Source organism: Halomonas citrativorans (assembly GCF_014898005.1).
Lineage (GTDB): Bacteria > Pseudomonadota > Gammaproteobacteria > Pseudomonadales > Halomonadaceae > Vreelandella > Vreelandella citrativorans.
Genome location: NZ_JABUYX010000019.1, coordinates 13,237 through 29,692, shown reverse-complemented (window position 1 = coordinate 29,692; position 16,456 = coordinate 13,237). Strand labels below are relative to the sequence as shown.

At 54.1% G+C, this 16,456-nt stretch carries 12 protein-coding genes and 1 pseudogene; 2 read left to right on the top strand and 11 right to left on the bottom strand.

The features are described 5' to 3' along the window. Positions 1-56: 56 nt before the first annotated feature. The 10 genes and pseudogenes from INT20_RS14235 to puuE all read right to left on the bottom strand — a co-directional run bounded on the left by INT20_RS14235 (position 57) and on the right by puuE (position 12,160). On the bottom strand, positions 57-2,339 hold the full coding sequence (locus tag INT20_RS14235; protein WP_193057153.1) for an ATP-binding protein: 2,283 nt from the start codon (positions 2,337-2,339) through the stop codon (positions 57-59). Next, positions 2,329-2,841: a molybdopterin-dependent oxidoreductase gene (locus INT20_RS14230; protein WP_172117453.1), complete on the bottom strand. Its 513-nt coding sequence runs from the start codon at positions 2,839-2,841 to the stop codon at positions 2,329-2,331. Before INT20_RS14230 ends, INT20_RS14235 begins: the two co-directional genes overlap by 11 nt. Before the next feature lie 248 nt (positions 2,842-3,089). Continuing rightward, positions 3,090-3,518 (bottom strand): universal stress protein, encoded by a 429-nt coding sequence (locus INT20_RS14225; RefSeq protein WP_087111921.1) that lies wholly within the window; start codon positions 3,516-3,518, stop codon positions 3,090-3,092. Positions 3,519-3,528: 10 nt separating this feature from the next. Beyond that, entirely contained in the window at positions 3,529-6,132 is a 2,604-nt protein-coding gene (locus tag INT20_RS14220) for a TRAP transporter permease (protein WP_193057152.1), read from the bottom strand. A gap of 132 nt (positions 6,133-6,264) precedes the next feature. Next, on the bottom strand, positions 6,265-7,245 hold the full coding sequence (locus tag INT20_RS14215) for a TAXI family TRAP transporter solute-binding subunit (RefSeq protein ID WP_193054408.1): 981 nt from the start codon (positions 7,243-7,245) through the stop codon (positions 6,265-6,267). Positions 7,246-7,753: 508 nt separating this feature from the next. Next, on the bottom strand, positions 7,754-8,290 hold the full coding sequence (locus tag INT20_RS14210) for a DUF192 domain-containing protein (protein ID WP_172117450.1): 537 nt from the start codon (positions 8,288-8,290) through the stop codon (positions 7,754-7,756). 13 nt (positions 8,291-8,303) lie between these two features. Continuing rightward, positions 8,304-9,773: a pyruvate kinase gene (pyk, locus tag INT20_RS14205; RefSeq protein ID WP_193057151.1), complete on the bottom strand. Its 1,470-nt coding sequence runs from the start codon at positions 9,771-9,773 to the stop codon at positions 8,304-8,306. An 84-nt stretch (positions 9,774-9,857) separates the two neighbouring features. Continuing rightward, on the bottom strand, positions 9,858-10,349 hold the full coding sequence (locus INT20_RS14200; RefSeq protein ID WP_172117448.1) for an ureidoglycolate lyase: 492 nt from the start codon (positions 10,347-10,349) through the stop codon (positions 9,858-9,860). Between the two features lie 30 nt (positions 10,350-10,379). Then, a pseudogene (locus INT20_RS14195) lies at positions 10,380-11,210 on the bottom strand (bifunctional allantoicase/(S)-ureidoglycine aminohydrolase). Between the two features lie 11 nt (positions 11,211-11,221). Further along, positions 11,222-12,160, bottom strand: coding sequence for an allantoinase PuuE (gene puuE / locus INT20_RS14190; protein ID WP_172117446.1), 939 nt, complete (start codon positions 12,158-12,160; stop codon positions 11,222-11,224). Between the two features lie 271 nt (positions 12,161-12,431). Here puuE and INT20_RS14185 point away from each other — a divergent pair, with 271 nt between their 5' ends. Together INT20_RS14185 and INT20_RS14180 are read left to right on the top strand one after the other, a co-directional pair. Then, a complete protein-coding gene (locus INT20_RS14185) occupies positions 12,432-13,184 on the top strand; it encodes an aspartate/glutamate racemase family protein (protein ID WP_193057150.1) in 753 nt (250 codons plus the stop codon). 143 nt (positions 13,185-13,327) lie between these two features. Continuing rightward, positions 13,328-14,686 (top strand): NCS1 family transporter, encoded by a 1,359-nt coding sequence (locus INT20_RS14180; protein WP_193057149.1) that lies wholly within the window; start codon positions 13,328-13,330, stop codon positions 14,684-14,686. Positions 14,687-14,885: 199 nt separating this feature from the next. On the opposite strand, the gene modF is transcribed toward INT20_RS14180, so the two are convergent. Beyond that, positions 14,886-16,388, bottom strand: a complete 1,503-nt coding sequence (gene modF / locus INT20_RS14175) for a molybdate ABC transporter ATP-binding protein ModF (protein WP_193057148.1) — start codon at positions 16,386-16,388, stop codon at positions 14,886-14,888. Between the last annotated feature and the right edge of the window lie 68 nt (positions 16,389-16,456).

Here is a 16,456-nt window from a genome sequence, read left to right as displayed (position 1 = left end):
TAACAGTATTGTTTATTATTGCCAATGACGATATAGCTTGATGCTAGGGTTAGCCCTTATCCCTTGGTAGAAGACTGCCTCTGCCGCCAACGTTTGAGTGCGCTGTGGGTTCGTGCAGCGGTGTGGCGCACTACACCAAGTGATTCATCAAGCTGGCTTTTTGTATTTCCCTCCTCACGAGCTAACACTTCAAGGCTTTTGGCCTTCTCCGCCAGCGCCTCTGCGCCCATACTCAGCGACTCCCCACGAAGCTGATGTGCCAATCTGGCTATCTGCTGCCGAGCCTGTTCGCTAAAAGACGCTTCCGGCGTGGCAAGGTATGCGCTCAGTTGGGACACATAGTCGCTGATCTGCTGATGATACAAAGCAACCAGGTTTATCAAGTGCTCATCGCCCAAACTCTCCTGAAGCATGGTGAGCGTGTCAGCATTCAGTACATTGTGTTCAAAAACATCGCGTTCAAAAACATCATGCTCAAACGTATCGCCCTGCTCCTGCGCGGGCACCGCTGTCTTACGGGCTAGCGCTGACGGCGATAAATGCAGAGCAAGCACGTCACCAAGCGCCAGAAGCGAAAGCGGCTTGGTAATGTAGTCGTTCATTCCGGCAGCCAGGCAGCGCTGGCGGTCATTGCCTCCCGCTGTCATGGCAATAATGGGCACGTCCGCCAACCAGCCTCCTTGCTCACGCAGGTGCCGCGTCACCATCAAACCGTCCATATCAGGCAGCTGTATATCCATAAAGATTAAGTGCACCGGCAAGGACGCCGCCATGTCTAGCGCATCCTGCCCATTCTCGGCACACACGACCTCGCACCCCAAGCGTGACAAAAGCCCGGTCGCGACTTTGCGATTAATGGCGTTATCCTCCACTAACAGCAGTGCTGTACCCGCAAAGTTTCTCGTCTGCTCATTAGGAAGCACTGCCTCGACGGGCATCGCTTTAACCAGCGGCAGTTTGCACCAAAATGTACTTCCCTGTCCCAGCCTACTCTGCACACCCAACTGCCCGTTCATGGCTTCACTTAGGCGCTTACAGATAGCAAGCCCAAGCCCCGTCCCCCCGTAGCGGCGAGCGACCGATGCCCCCGCTTGCTGAAAAGGTTCAAATAACGCCGTTTGCTGCTCTTCACTAATCCCGCACCCGGTGTCGCTAACTTCCAGTAGCAGGTGCTCCACCGTTGAAGAGACCCGAACAGTGATCGCTCCGTGATCGGTAAACTTGGTCGCGTTCGCCACAAGGTTAAGCAAAATCTGTCTCAGACGACCCGCATCAGCCATCACCCAACGCGGCACCAGCGGGTCGATATGCATGCTTAACGCCACCCCTTTGGCCCTCGAACGCGGTTCAAATAGCGCTACTACGCTATCAACCAAGGGCCTTAATTCAGTAGGTGACGCTTCAAGTGTTAAATGGCCTGCTTCGATTTTGGAGAAATCGAGAATCTCGTTGATCATGGCCAACAGCTGGTTGGCGCTCTCATGAATCGTGCGCGCGTAATCTTCTACCTGGGCCGAGCTTGCTGGCTCACTGAGCAGCTCGCTCATGCCGATCACGCCATTAAGCGGGGTACGAATCTCATGACTGACCATGGCCAGGAAGTCGGACTTGGCATGATTAGCAGCCTGCGCCTGCTCGGCGGTCACTTCCAATTGTTGGCTTAGTTGCTCCTGTCGACGCCGGGCTGTCGCACTTTCACGCATTTCTCGGATCAGGAACGCAATGACCAACAACACAGCCAGGCTCATACCGACCAGCAGCGTCATTAATAATTTATAGAGCGCGCTTAACACACGGCGCTCTTCAGTGGCAGACTCCGCCAGGTAACCATTGATGGTGATGACAAACCGCTCGGTTAGCTGGGTGAGTGCTTCAAGCTCTGCTTCAATTAACACAATGGGCAGTTGATCCAGCACCTCATGAGGTGCAAACAAGAGGTCCAGCGGTTCCATCTGCTGGCCTATTTGCGTTAGCAACTGCCTCGCCCCTTCAATGTCAGTAATCAGTGAGTTGACTTCCCCTTCTTGAAGCAACATAAGACGGCTATACAAAAGTTCAAAACGCATATTCAGCTCGTTTTGTACCACCGGGGGCATCTCTGCACGGGATGCTGAAAGCAAGTGGTTAAGCAGCTGTACTGCATCACGATCGAGTTTATAGGCGACCCATGAGGTATCTTCGCGCAAACTTTGTGTGAGGTTGTCCTGCCGCCAAGAGGCCAGAGCAGCGACTACCAGCGCCGATGCAAACAGCAGCACGGTAATAATGGCCACCAGTTTAAGGCGGCGAGGATAACGCAGCAGGCGGGGCGAGCGCACTTTGGCTCGGTTAAAGAACATCTATACGCCTAACCTGCCAAACAGCTCTAAAGCGCACTTTTTCACTTAGCAGCGTCTCGTCCTGATCAAACGGATAAAGCACCCAAAGAGGCCCAAACTCGCGAATAGGGATGTGCTGGTTATTTCGTTTAAGTGCCAGAATGACGTCGTAATCATAAAAATCCTTGATCGGTATGTCAGCCACATAGCCGTTAAGGGCCGATACCTCTATCGCATCACCCTTGGCACCTACGTGCTCAAGCACATCACGTAACAACGGGCCTGAATATTGACTGACGCCACTTGTCCAGGGCGTACTCGTTTCAAACGCGTGCTGTGGCAGCCCCTCTAACATGTCAATATCAAAGTCGGCACCCGCTTCGGTATTCACATTTACAATATTGCCTCTTACTTCCAGCAAAACGTTACCATCTGGTGCTTCCAAGGGGGTGGACACATCGGCAAATCCAGCCAAGGGAGACCCTAGCACCAGCAGAACCCACCCCAGTAATAATGTTCTCACGATGACATCCTCATATAACTTTGCTCTATAGTTTTCTATTCAACTTTCGATACAAACACCCGTAGAGTATCGCGATCGGCTTACCCAGGTCAGGAAAAAAAGCGACTTTCTATATTAATTACAATTAGATACACCTACACAGCTACTTAAAGACTACTATTTTACTAAACATTACCGTGGGGTTATAAAAAAACTCCAGCTCATATGAGCTGGAGTTTTCATAGTGCCTGATACCTTTTAAAAAGCGCCTAGCGAACGATCATGACGGACACCTTTGAGTGATGAACAACATGCTCAGCATTCGGGCCCAGTACATAGTCGACAAACTTATGCCGAGTATGAGAAGCCATCACGATCAGGTCCACGTCCAGCTTTTTACCCACCTTAATGATGGCCTCCCAGGGGGAGCCATCGACAATAATGCTTTGGGTTTTAACATCCTGCGGAATATTGTCCTGAATAAACGTATGCTGCGCCTCTTTCATGGCTTCATGCGCTTTTGCAGAAAAATTCTTGGGGAAGTAAGCCCCTACCATCGGCATTTTGAGTTCTGGCAGCACAGTGACAATGTGCAACGACGCACCGAAGGTCTGGCAAAGCGTTACCGCCGTGGGCAACGCTTTCTTCCAGGAACCCTCTTCATTCAAGTCCACGGGCAGTAATATTTTTTGGTACATGACAACCTCCCTAGGCCACTGCCGCGCCATCATGATCAGACTTTTTACTACGCCGGCGACGCTGCATGAGCACAACAAAACCAAATATTGCCAACGCCGGTAGCCACATCCACTCTTTCGTCCAGCGGTCTACAGGGGCCAGTACTTCGATAATCTCCTGGTCGAAGTCAAACCCCAGGTCGGCGGCCTGGCTGCCGAAGGCGACGAAATCGACTAGCGTTTGATCACCGTCTACATACAGCTCCATACCGAGGTTTTCCAGGCGCTCCTGGCCCGTATCACCGCGGGGCACCGGGACCAGTACGTAGGTCGTCATTGGCGAGCCAAAAGCATCTTCACCAGCGATTTGTACCCGCAGGTTACTGCCATCCTCGACACGCTCAAGGGCATCAGCAAACTGGGCAGGCGGCACTGACGCATACGGGTCATGTATCTTGTCCATCCAGAAGCCTGGGCGGAAGAGCGTGAAAGCGACCAATAGCAGCAGCAGCGACTCATACCAACGATTGCGCGTCAGCATGTAGCCTTGCGTGCCTGCGGCGAAAATCAGCATCGCCACGGTGGCCACAATAAACACCACCACGCCCTGCATCGGGGTAACATCAATGAGCAGCAGGTCCGTATTAAAGATAAACAGAAACGGAAGCGCTGCCGTACGCAGGCTGTAGTAGAACGCCTGGAAGCCTGTCCGAATCGGGTCCCCTCCGGACACAGCAGCAGCCGCAAAAGAGGCCAGCCCCACGGGCGGCGTAACATCCGCCATAATGCCGAAATAGAACACGAACAGGTGGACAGCGATCAGCGGCACAATCAGGCCATTTTGCTGACCCAGCATCACAATCACCGGCGCCATCAAGGCCGAAACCACAATATAGTTAGCGGTCGTGGGCAAGCCCATGCCTAGAATCAAGCTCAGCAAGGCGGTTAAAAACAAAATCATCATCAGGTTACCGCCTGACAGGATTTCAACCACATCTGCAAGCACAAGGCCCACACCGGTTTGCGACACCGCACCCACCACGATACCCGCTGTGGCCGTCGCGATACCGATACCGATCATGTTACGCGCGCCAGTCACCAGGCCGTCCCACAGGTCTAAAAAGCCCTCTTTGATATCGGCGGCCATTTTGCTGCGCCCACGGAAGACGGCAATAATGGGACGCTGCGTCACCATAATAAAGATCATGAACACCGTGGCCCAAAAAGCGGAAAGCCCAGGCGAGAGCCGCTCGACCATCAAACACCAAACCAGCACAACAACCGGCAAGATATAGTGCAAACCGACCATTACGGTGGGTCGTGTCTGCGGCAGTTTAATAACCTTGGCGTTAGGGTCATCCATTTCCAGCTCAGGATAGTGAGACCCGATTTTCAAAAGCCCTACATAAATAATCGCCAGGCCGATTGAAATGACCCACGGCGTTGCCTCACCCAGCAAGGGCTTGAGCCACCCAAGGCCGTAATAGACCACCACCGACAGCCCCATTAACAGCAGCAGGCCGGTTAAAAATCCTATGATTTTGTTGAGTAATGGACGGGCTGGGTTATTGGAAGGCAGCCCTTGCATATTGGCTTTAAGGGCTTCCAGGTGAACGATATAAATCAGCGCAATATAGGAAATAATCGCAGGCAGGAAGGCATGTTTAATAACGTCCACGTACGGGATGCCGACATACTCAACCATCAAAAACGCAGCCGCGCCCATTACCGGCGGCATGATTTGCCCATTCACCGATGAGGAGACTTCAATGGCACCGGCTTTCTCAGCGCTAAACCCCACCCGTTTCATCATGGGAATAGTGAAGGTGCCCGTTGTTACCGTATTGGCAATCGAGGAGCCGGAAATTAGCCCGGTCATGCCTGATGCCACAACGGCCGCTTTTGCAGGGCCGCCTTTAAGATGGCCTAACATCGAGAATGCGACTTTTATAAAATAGTTACCGGCACCGGCCTTATCGAGCAACGCACCAAACAACACAAACAGAAAGACAAAGCTGGTAGATACACCTAGCGCGATACCAAAGACGCCCTGGGTACCCAACCACTGGTGGTTGATCAACCCTCCCAGGCTGACGCCTCGGTGGGCAAGAATGCCCGGCATGTACGGGCCAAACAGGGAGTAGCCAATAAATATCGCGGCAACCACCATCAGGGGTGGGCCAAGCGCACGCCGAGTAGCTTCCAGCAGCATGATAATGCCGACGATGCCCACCACGATGTCCTGCGTGATAGGGCGCCCGGGGCGCTGCGCCAACTCTGAATAGAAAAGAAACAGATACCCACCGCAAAAGGCCGCTACCGCTGCAAACATCCAGTCTTGTAGCGGAATACGGTCGCGCGGTGAGCGCTTTAACGCAGGATAGGCCATATAGGCCAAAAACAGCGCAAACGCCAAGTGAATAGAGCGTGCTTCAGTGGCACTAAAAACACCGAAGCCGATCATATAAGGGAGTGGAGATGCAATCCATAGCTGGAACAGCGACCACGCTGCTGCAATACTTACCAGCAACTTACCGGGTACGCCGTGAGGCTTCCTTGCCCCTGTGTCACTGGCGGCGACCATATCCTCCAGGTCGCTCTCAGTGGCGTTAGAGGGTTGTTTGTCATCACGCATACGCTTGCCCTGCCTAATGGTCAGCGCTGACAATCAGCGCTTTCAACAAGAAGCGCGGACACCCGAGGTGCCCGCGCTTAAACTTCAAAAGCAATCACTATTGATCCTGGCTAATAGCGTCACACTAGGATCTTATTCGATCCAGCCACGCTCGCGGTAGTAACGTGCAGCGCCATCGTGCAGCGGTGCAGTTAGACCGTCAGAAATCATGTCTTCTTCGTTAAGGTTTTCGAACGCCGGGTGCAGGCGCTTGAAGCGATCAAAGTTATCGAATACCGCTTTAACCGTTTCGTAAATAACCTCTTCATCCACGTCAGTCGATGAAACGAAAGTGGCTGCTACACCGAAGGTTTCAACGTCTTCGTCGTTACCACGGTACAGACCACCGGGGATCACAGAACGCGTGTAGTAAGGATACTCTTCGATCAGCGTATCGATTTCATCACCAGTGACCGATACCAGGTTCGCATCAATCGTGGTGGTGGCTTCCTGGATGGAGCCATTCGGGTGGCCTACCACATAGACCATCGCATCGATGTTGTTATCAGACAGAGCTGAAGCCTGTTCCGCCGCATCCAACTGAGATGCCAACGCGAACGTATCTTCGTCCCAACCAAACGCTTCCATGACGACATCCATGGTGTTGCGCTGGCCAGAGCCTGGGTTACCGATGTTAACGCGCTTACCCGGGAAGTCGCTGATATTGTCGATACCCGCATCCGCACGCGCGACAACGGTAAGAGGTTCACCATGCATGGTGAATACCGCACGCATGTCACCCCAGGGGCCTTCTTCTTCAAAGTTGGCTTCGCCGTTGTAAGCACGGTATTGAACGTCAGACTGGACAACGCCCATATCCAACTCACCGCTTTTCATGCCATTCACGTTGGCAACAGAGCCGCCTGTAGAAGGCGCATTACAGCGAATACTGTGCTCTTCGCTGCCACGGTTAACCATACGGCAGACCGACTGGCCTACGACGTAGTAAACACCGGTCTGGCCGCCTGTGCCGATTGTAATATAGCGCTCTTGAGCAACAGCGGGGGCAGCAAACGTAGCTGCTGCGATCAACGCGCCAGAAAAAGTGGCGGTAGAAAACACATGGCGATTCATGGATACACCTCTATCTTGATGTTGTGAGCGTTATGCGTTTTGGAACCACCGATGATCTGTTCCCTCGGGTGATTTTTCGTCCAAAACGTTTTCAAGACAAACTGTTATAGTTCGACATCCTGAAGTGCCGACCTTAACTACTTTAGCGAAAAAACCGCTAATTAGCGAAGCCAATACGTGGCTTCAAGGATACGAGCGGCGCCTATTGAAACACGACTCTAACGCTGCGTAACGTTTAGTCACCGTTAATTGCTATGCCTCTTTTGCATAGGGGATATGAGATAAGCAACCAAACTTCCCGAAAGCCTGCCTGGCCCGTCAAAGGGTTGGTTGCTTAATAAGGTATAGCTCAATAGGCAGGGGTAGCCAAGCCCGCATGGAGGTTCCCTGAGGTTCGCAACCTACACGCCGGCAACAACAACCAGAACCACACCACGCCCTAAGCGTGGTGTGGTTCCTTTTTACCGATTCTTATGGCGATACAAGCGCCGTCGCGCCTTGAAGAGACCTACTGATCGATGGGCTTGCAGAAGCCGGCTTGATCCGGAATCGAAATACAGTCGCCCACTTTAATGCCGCGTTCGGCGAAGTAGCCGCCATTGACTTCAAGGGCCGCCCAAAATGCGGCACCTGCCGGATAGGAGGGACAATTGGCCGGAACACTGGACTCACAGGGAGGCATGGTGTTAATCGCTACGATACGCCCCTCCTGATCGATAAACGCGATATCCAGCACAATGCGCGTGCGGTACATCCAAAAAGTGTTGCCAGCAGGCTGCTCGCTCTCGAAACGAAACAGCATGCCGCGGTTTTCAGGCAGCGATTCACGCTCCATCAACCCTCGCTGACGCTGCGCCGCGCTTTTGGCCACTTCCACTTCCAGCCGGTGTGGGCCTCCGTCACTATGAATAGCCAGAGGCAGTAAATCGCTCTCTGGGTCAGCGCCCTCAGCCCAGGCGAGCGCGCCCCAAACCGTACCGGGAAGCAACGCGACCAAAGGCAAGCCTAACGCAGCTTTTAGCATAAGACGACGAGTCGGGTTCATGGAGGCAGGTCCTTTAATCGGTAAGCTGGTCAATCGTCATGACTTTCATCGTATTGGTACCACCATGAGCATTCATGTGATCACCCCGTGTCAGGATGACATGATCCCCCGGCTCGGCAAGCTTATGTTGCACCAGCAGTTCCAGCGCACGACGATTAAGCTCGGTCGCGCTCATTTCTGAGGTATCAAACGGTAGCGACACGACGCCACGATATAGCGCCATACGCCGCTGCGCGATGGGGTTATGGGCAAGGCCGACAATCGGCAAACCAGAACGGATGCGCGAGGCAATCAAGGGGGTATAACCGGAGGCGGTCATGCAGGCAATCGCGGCCACACCGGTCATATGGTTGGCGGCGTACATAGCAGAAAGGGCAATGGTTTCATCGGGGCGAGTAAAGCCTTCATGAATCCGGTGGCCCGACTCTTGTGCCACCTTTTCACGCTCAGCGCCCAAACAGACACGCGCCATGGCTTCCACGGTTTCCACCGGATAGTCGCCTGCGGCAGTTTCCGCTGAAAGCATCACGGCGTCGCTGCTATCCAGTACGGCATTAGCCACATCAAACACTTCGGCGCGGGTAGGTAACGGCGCCGAGATCATGCTTTCCATCATTTGGGTGGCGGTAATCACCGCACGGTTGAGCGAGCGGGCGCGTTTGATCATGCGCTTTTGCACGCCCACCAGTTTGGCGTCGCCAATCTCAACCCCCAAGTCGCCTCGGGCCACCATCACCGCTTCAGAGGCTTCGATAATGCCGTCAAGCGTTGCCTCATCGGCCACAGCCTCGGCACGCTCAACCTTGGCCACTAGGCCAATCTCCTTGCCCTCTTCACCCAGCAGACGGCGCGCTTCCAGCATGTCTTCGGCATGGCGCGGGAAAGAAATTGCCAGGTAATCAACGCCAATCTCAACGGCGGTTTTCAAATCCTGTTTATCTTTATCCGTTAGCGCCGGGGCAGAAAGCCCACCGCCCTGTTTGTTGATGCCTTTATGGTTGGAGAGTTTGCCTCCCACTACCACGTGGGTATGAACCTGCTGGCCTTCTACACGGGTAACGTCCAGCACCACACGGCCATCATCCAGCAACAGGCGGTCGCCAGCGCCCACATCCTGAGCAAGGGTTTTGTAGTCGCAGCCCACTTGATGAACGTCGCCTGCATCACTGTCCATCGCCATATCCAGCACAAACGGCTGCCCCTCTTTCAGGGTCACCATGCCCTCTTTAAAGCGGGCAATGCGAATCTTGGGGCCCTGGAGGTCCCCCAGTGCTGCCACACTGCGCCCCAGCTTGGCAGCAATTTCGCGCACCCGTAAAAGACGCTGACGATGATCATCGGGCGTGCCGTGGGAGAAGTTCAAACGTACGACATCTACCCCCGCTTTCAGCATTGCCTCCAAAACGCCCTCACGGTCACTGGCGGGCCCCAGGGTGGCAACAATTTTGGTACGGCGAAGCGGGATATGTGTCTGTGCGTTCATAGTTTTCCTAAACAATCACGGGGTTTGTCATTAGCCTATCAGTATAAGACCACCAGGATGACAACCGTAAGGCGTGTGCACAAGTTATTCGCGTAAATCGACCGTAATTTCGAGCGAATACTCTTCGCAGTTATTACCTTCGCCGCCGCGATCCACCACTAAGAACTCGCCTTCACGCTCAAGCACCGACTGTATCGCATGCCAAGTGCCTGCTCGGTAGTTAACGCCCTGACGGCCGTCGGTAACAAACGCACGCACTGTCTTTGGATCAATCGTCTCGCCTGGCGGTGCGACCACCACAATAAAGCGTTCCTGATGCAGCGGCATAAATGCCTGGCTGCCCAGTGGATGGCGCTCTAAAAAGGTTAACTCAAGCGGTAAGGAAACGGGCTGACTCACAAACAGATTGATCAGCGTGTGGGCGTTTTCACCCAGGGTTTGCACCTTCGCCAGGCCGTGATGGCGCTGGGTACGCCCGGCGTTAATGGCAAACGAGGGTGACTCGCGCGCGTCGATGACCTCGCCAAAAGGCGCGAAGGCCTCACGCGTCAACGGCTCGGCGGTGAGAGTCAGCATGCAGGCCTCCTCATGGCTTTCTCCTTTACTTCAGCGAAAGAGCTTGAGCTTTGCGTGGCGGTTGACATCCTTGTAAAGCAGGTAGCGAAACGGTCCCGGGCCGCCGGCATAGCAAGCCTGAGGGCAGAAAGCGCGCAACCACATGAAATCCCCTGCTTCCACTTCCACCCACTACTGGTTTAGGTGATACACCGCCTTGCCTTCCAGCACGTAAAGGCCGTGCTCCATGACGTGGGTTTCATCAAACGGAATGACGCCGCCGGGCTGGAAGTTGACGATGGTGACGTGCATGTCATGGCGCACATCGTTAGGGTCGACAAAACGGGTGGTCGACCAGCGCCCTTCCGTGCAGGGCATCTCGCTGGGCGTGATCGCCTGCTCGTTGGTGACGAAGGCTTCCGGTACATCAAGGCCGTCCACGTACTCGAAGGCCTTGCGAATCCAGTGAAAGCGAACGGCTTCGCGGGATTCATTGCGCACTCGCCACTCCACCCCCGGCGGAATAAACGCATAGCCGCCCGGGGCCATAGCATGGCGCACGCCGTCCAGACTCAGCGACAGTTCGCCCTCGACCACGAACAGCACACCTTCGGCATCCTCCTCAGGCTCAGGCTTGTCGCTTCCGCCGCCGGGCTGCACTTCCATGATGTACTGGGAGAAGGTCTCGGCGAAGCCGGAGAGCGGTCGCGCCAGCACCCAAGCGCGGGTACCCTGCCAAAACGGCAGGTTACTGGTGACGATATCGCGCATGACGCCTTTCGGGATTAGCGCGTAGGCTTCAGTAAAAACGGCCCGATCCGCCGTTATTTGGGTTTGCGGTGGATGCCCGCCTTGAGGGGCATAGTAAACCGGATTGTTCATTGAATGGCCTTTTATGAGGTAACGGGCGGATGGTGTTTCGCCCAGTGGCGGGCGATATCGACGCGTCGAGCGACCCATACGCGATCATGGGTCTCTATATAGTCTAAAAAGCGCTGTAGGGCGCGGAAACGTCCCGGGCGTCCCAGCAAGCGGCAGTGCATGCCGATAGAGAGCATCTTGGGCGCTTCTTCCCCCTCTTCATACAGCACATCAAAGGCATCGCGCAGATACGTAAAGAAGTGATCCGCCGTATTGAAGCCCTGCGGCGCAGCAAAGCGCATATCGTTGGTGTCCAGCGTATAGGGCACAATCAGATGAGCGTGATCACTCCCCTGGCTGTCGGTAACGGTCGTCCAAAAGGGCAGATCGTCGCCGTAATAGTCACTATCGTAAAGAAAACCGCCTTCATCCATAATCAGCTTACGGGTGTTGGGGCTATCGCGCCCGGTGTACCACCCCGCTGGCTTCTCCCCGTATAAGCGCTGAAATATCTCCACGGCTTTTTGCAGGTGTTCACGCTCAATGTGTTCGGCTACTTCTTGGTAGTGAATCCAGCGGTAGCCGTGACACGCGACCTCATGCCCCAACTCCTTGAATGCCTGGGCGACATCAGGGTTTCGCTCTAGCGCCATCGCCACACCAAATACCGTTAAAGGCAGCCCCCGCCGCTCAAATTCGCGAAGAATACGCCACACGCCTGCCCGAGAGCCGTACTCGTAGATCGACTCCATGCTCAAGTGGCGGTCAGCGTAACTGGCTGCGCCGATGATCTCGGATAAAAACTGCTCAGAGCCATTATCTCCGTGCAGCACGCAGTTCTCCCCACCCTCTTCATAGTTGAGGACAAACTGTACGGCGATTTTGGCCTTGCCTGGCCAGTTGGCATGCGGCGGTGTACGCCCATAGCCTTTTAAGTCACGCGGATAGCAGAGGTCAGTGGTTAGCGTCATCAGCGGGCCCTTCGGTTATCACCAAGCGTATAAATTCAATTAATTGACCATTATTGTATACAAAATAAACATATTAATAGCCCACGGCAATATTCCCAGGAATGGCTGATCAACCCATCGTATCTCTTATAACTTAAAAAGCGCCAAACCTGAGCGTGTAGACGAATCTATTAGCCTTTTTAATGAGAGTAAAGGCCTTGCTCTTGGCGATAAAGCCCCCTATTTTTGTATACAAGATACATCGGATCGTTTACCTACAGGATCGCGTGCTGTGCACATACATATTATTAACCCCAATACGACAGCATCCATGACCCAAGCCATTGGGCAGGCTGCTGAGCTTTACGCCTCCCCGGGGACCCGCATAAGCGCGTCTCAACCTGAATCAGGTCCGGTTTCCATTGAGAGCCATTTTGATGAAGTGGTAAGCGCAGTAGGCGTGGCCGAAGAAGTACTTAAAGGTGAGCAACAAGGCGGTATTGATGCCTATATTATGGCCTGCTTTGGCGACCCTGGTCTGCTTGCCGCGCGTGAAGTAACCCGCGCCCCGGTGATTGGCATTGCTGAGGCAGCCTTCCATTTAGCCACGCTAATCAGCACGCGCTTCTCCATTGTTACCACCCTGGGGCGTACCGGCATTATTGCCGAGCACCTGCTTGAGCAGTACGGCTTTCGCCACCACTGCCGACGCATTCGGGCCGCTGAAATTCCGGTACTAGACCTTGAGCACCACCCCGATGCGGCGTTTACCCGAATTGTCGAGGAGTGCTGCCGCGCCAAGGATGAAGATGATATCGGCGCCATCGTGCTGGGCTGTGGTGGTATGGCGAACCTCACCCAACAGATCAGCCACGAAGTAGGTATTCCCGTCGTTGAAGGTGTAAGCGCAGCCTTGAAGCTTGCAGAATCCCTGGTCGGCTTGGGACTGCATACCAGCAAGCACGGCGACCTTGCTTACCCACGACCCAAACCCTTTACCGGTAAGTTTGCCGCCCTATCAAACCTTCCATTGCCGCTTAAATAGCACGCTCATCAGAAGGTCAGAAATTCGTTAATCAGTGCATTCGTAAAAGAACCAGAACGCCCAGTAGTACGCCATGCCGCAAGCATCTTTCAGGCTACAACCTGAGAAACCAACAATACTCATAATCTTGCGAGGACGACATCATGAGCATTTCAAATGCTGCTCTTGCGTCAGAAGACCCTTCTACAGCGCGCACCAAAGCCCTGGGGGAGGAAAGCCTGGCCCCCCAGGGTACCCGAATTATGGGGCGAGGCTCCTACTTTCTGGCCTGGTTTGGTGGGTGCGTTTCCATCGGCACCTTTGCCATGGGCTCAAGCGTTGTCGGTACGTTAAACCTGCTACAGGCAACGCTTGCCATCGCCATCGGGTGCTTTGTCATCGGCATTGCGCTGGCGATTAACGGTGCAGCGGGCTACAAATACGGTATTCCGTTTATGGTGCAGGCGCGCAGCGCATTTGGGTTTACCGGTACGCGTATTCCCGGCCTGGTTCGCGCGTTGCCTGCCGTGGTGTGGTACGGCTTTCAAAGCTGGATTGGCGCAGGCGCACTCAACATGGTGTCAGCGACCCTGTTCGGCTTTGATAACCTGGTGTTTTACTTTATTACCTTCCAATTCCTGCAAATCGGCCTTTCGGTGATGGGCTTTCAAGGCATCAAGTGGCTGGAAAATATCGGCAGCGCGTTTATTTTGGCATCGCTGATGTACATGTTTTACGCCACGGTGCAGCGCTATGGCGATGAATTATCCGCCAGCCTGTTCACCATGGAAGGCTCTTGGGGCATGCCATTCTGGGGCGCCACCATGCTCTTTTTAGGCAGCTACAGCACCATGATGCTTAACGTCAGCGACTACTCGCGTGAGCATAAAAAAGGTACGGCCCAGAGCCTGCTTACCACCATTTACGCCATGTCGATTCTACCCTGTACGCTGTTTATGGGCCTGATCGGCTACATGGTGTCGGAAGCCACGGGCACCGCAGACCCCATTCAGGTGTTTGCCAATGCCGTGGATAACACGCCGCTACTAATGACCACTCTGCTGTTTATCGCCTTTGCCCAGGTCACGACCAATGTACTGAACAACGTGGTGCCGCCTACCTATGTACTAATGGACATCTTCAAGATCAAGTTCCCGGTCGCGACCGTCATTGTCGGCCTATTAGCGTTTGCCACCTTCCCTTGGAAGCTGGTTCAACCGGGCTCGGCTGCCGGTTTACAGCTGTTTGTCCAAACCTACTCGGCCTTTCTTGGCCCTATCTTTGCCATTCTGGTGGTGGATTACTACATCATCCGCCGCCGCACGCTGGATATCAGCAAGCTCTACGACCCCACCGGCCCTTATCAAGGCGTCAATAAAGCGGCTCTCGTTGCGACCGCGGTGGGCATCTTGGCAGCACTCTTTTTCTCTGCGGTCTCCTGGTACGCCAGTTTAATTCCCGCCGGCCTGACCTATTACCTGCTGATGAAACACTGGCCCGCCTGCCAGCGTTTTACACGCTAACCCTTCCCAATCCGACGGCTGCCTACGTGCAGCCGTGCTGACGATTAATGCAGAGAGACTATGCAGGAGCTATTCTCCTCAGCTCTGGCAGCGTGTTCTACTTTGGCTTGATGCGACAGTTTAGACGATGTAAAAGCGCCATCGGCTTTGTGCCGATGGCGCTTTTTTAGAGTGCAGGCAGCAACGAAAACGTCAGCGCCTAGTGGTTTTTCTCAAGCGTTAAATGGTTGTCTATTTCCTTTATCCTGTCTTCCGTGTGGTGATTGACGTAGAGCACCGTGGTTTCCTTGCCTTCACAGATTTTCTCGATGAGCGCAAGAACGAGCTGGCGGTTCATGTCATCAAGGCCCAGGCAGGGCTCGTCGAGTATTAGAAGCGGCGGGTGCTTCACCATGGCACGGGCAATCAGTAGCAACCGCTGGTCGCCGTAGGAAAGCTTATTGAACGGCTGGTCGGCACGCGTTTTCATACCCAGTAAATCAAGCCATTGGTCGGCAATCTTTTGCTGATTATCGGTAGATTTTGTGTAAACGCCGATACTATCAAAAAAGCCCGAAATGATGACGTTCCTGCAGCTAGTGCTGACACGATACTCCCATTGCAGGGCCGTGGAGACATAGCCGATGAACTGCTTGATCTGCCAGATACTTTCGCCGTTACCGCGCTGGAAACCAAACACGAAAATATCGTTGGTATAGCATTGCGGGTGATCTCCCGTGATCAAGGACAATACGCAGGTTTTACCGCTGCCGTTAGGACCACTCAGTTGCCAGTGTTGCCCGCGTTCGATCGTCCAGTCGAGCTGGTCCACAATGACGGTATCGCCGTATTTAATCGTCGCTTGTTTAAGCTTCACTAACGGCTGGTTGGGGTCGAGCGCGGGCAACTGATGGGCAGGGTCGGCCTCGGGTACGCTTAAGTCAGTCGTTTTCAAATGCAGCAGTTGGTAAAGCTCGTTGAAGGCGGCCTCATCCTGGCGGTCTACTGTAAACGCCAGTCGCCCACCTTCCCTACGCGCTCTATTGCCTTGCTTTTTATTCTCTTGCGCCGGGTCTGGCCGGTCCTTATCCAGGTAAGCCACGTGAGTGATGAAGTCCGGCATTTCGTCGAAGCGATTGAGCACCATCACCATGGGGACGCTTTCGATAATAGAGGCAAGATGGGCTTGCAGCATGGCGAGCGTGTCGACGTCCAGGCCATCGAACGGCTCGTCCAGAATGAGCAAATCGGGCTTGTTAGCCAACGCTCGGATCAGCATGACTTTGCGGGTTTCACCCGTGGAGAGTTTGCGAAAGGCGCGGTCGAGGAGTTTCGTCAGCCCGAATTTCTCCACCAGTTCGTAAGCCAGTTCGGCATCCTCGCAGTGCTCGAAAATCATTTCACTGACCGGCGTGCCGAGCGACACGACATCCATGATGTCGGCATCGTCTTTTTTCAGCTCTTCTGCGATAAGCTCGGCTTGCGCTTCAAAAGAGACCAGCCCGACGCGCTCGGGAAGCCCTTGAACAGTGCCCGCTTCAATCTTGCCAATACCAGCCAGTGCCGCCGCGAGGGCCGACTTACCGGAACCGTTAGCGCCGGTGATGACCCAGTGCTGGTGAGGTTCGATGGTCCAGTCAATCTCGCTTAGAGTGAATCGATCATCAAAACTGATCGTCGCATTGTTTAGCTGAATGCTCGCCAAGCGGATTGAAGGCTCCATGAACATGTTCCTTACATTGGTAAAAAATCAGGGTTTGGAAAGTCTTTATCCAGGGACAAAAAAGCCGA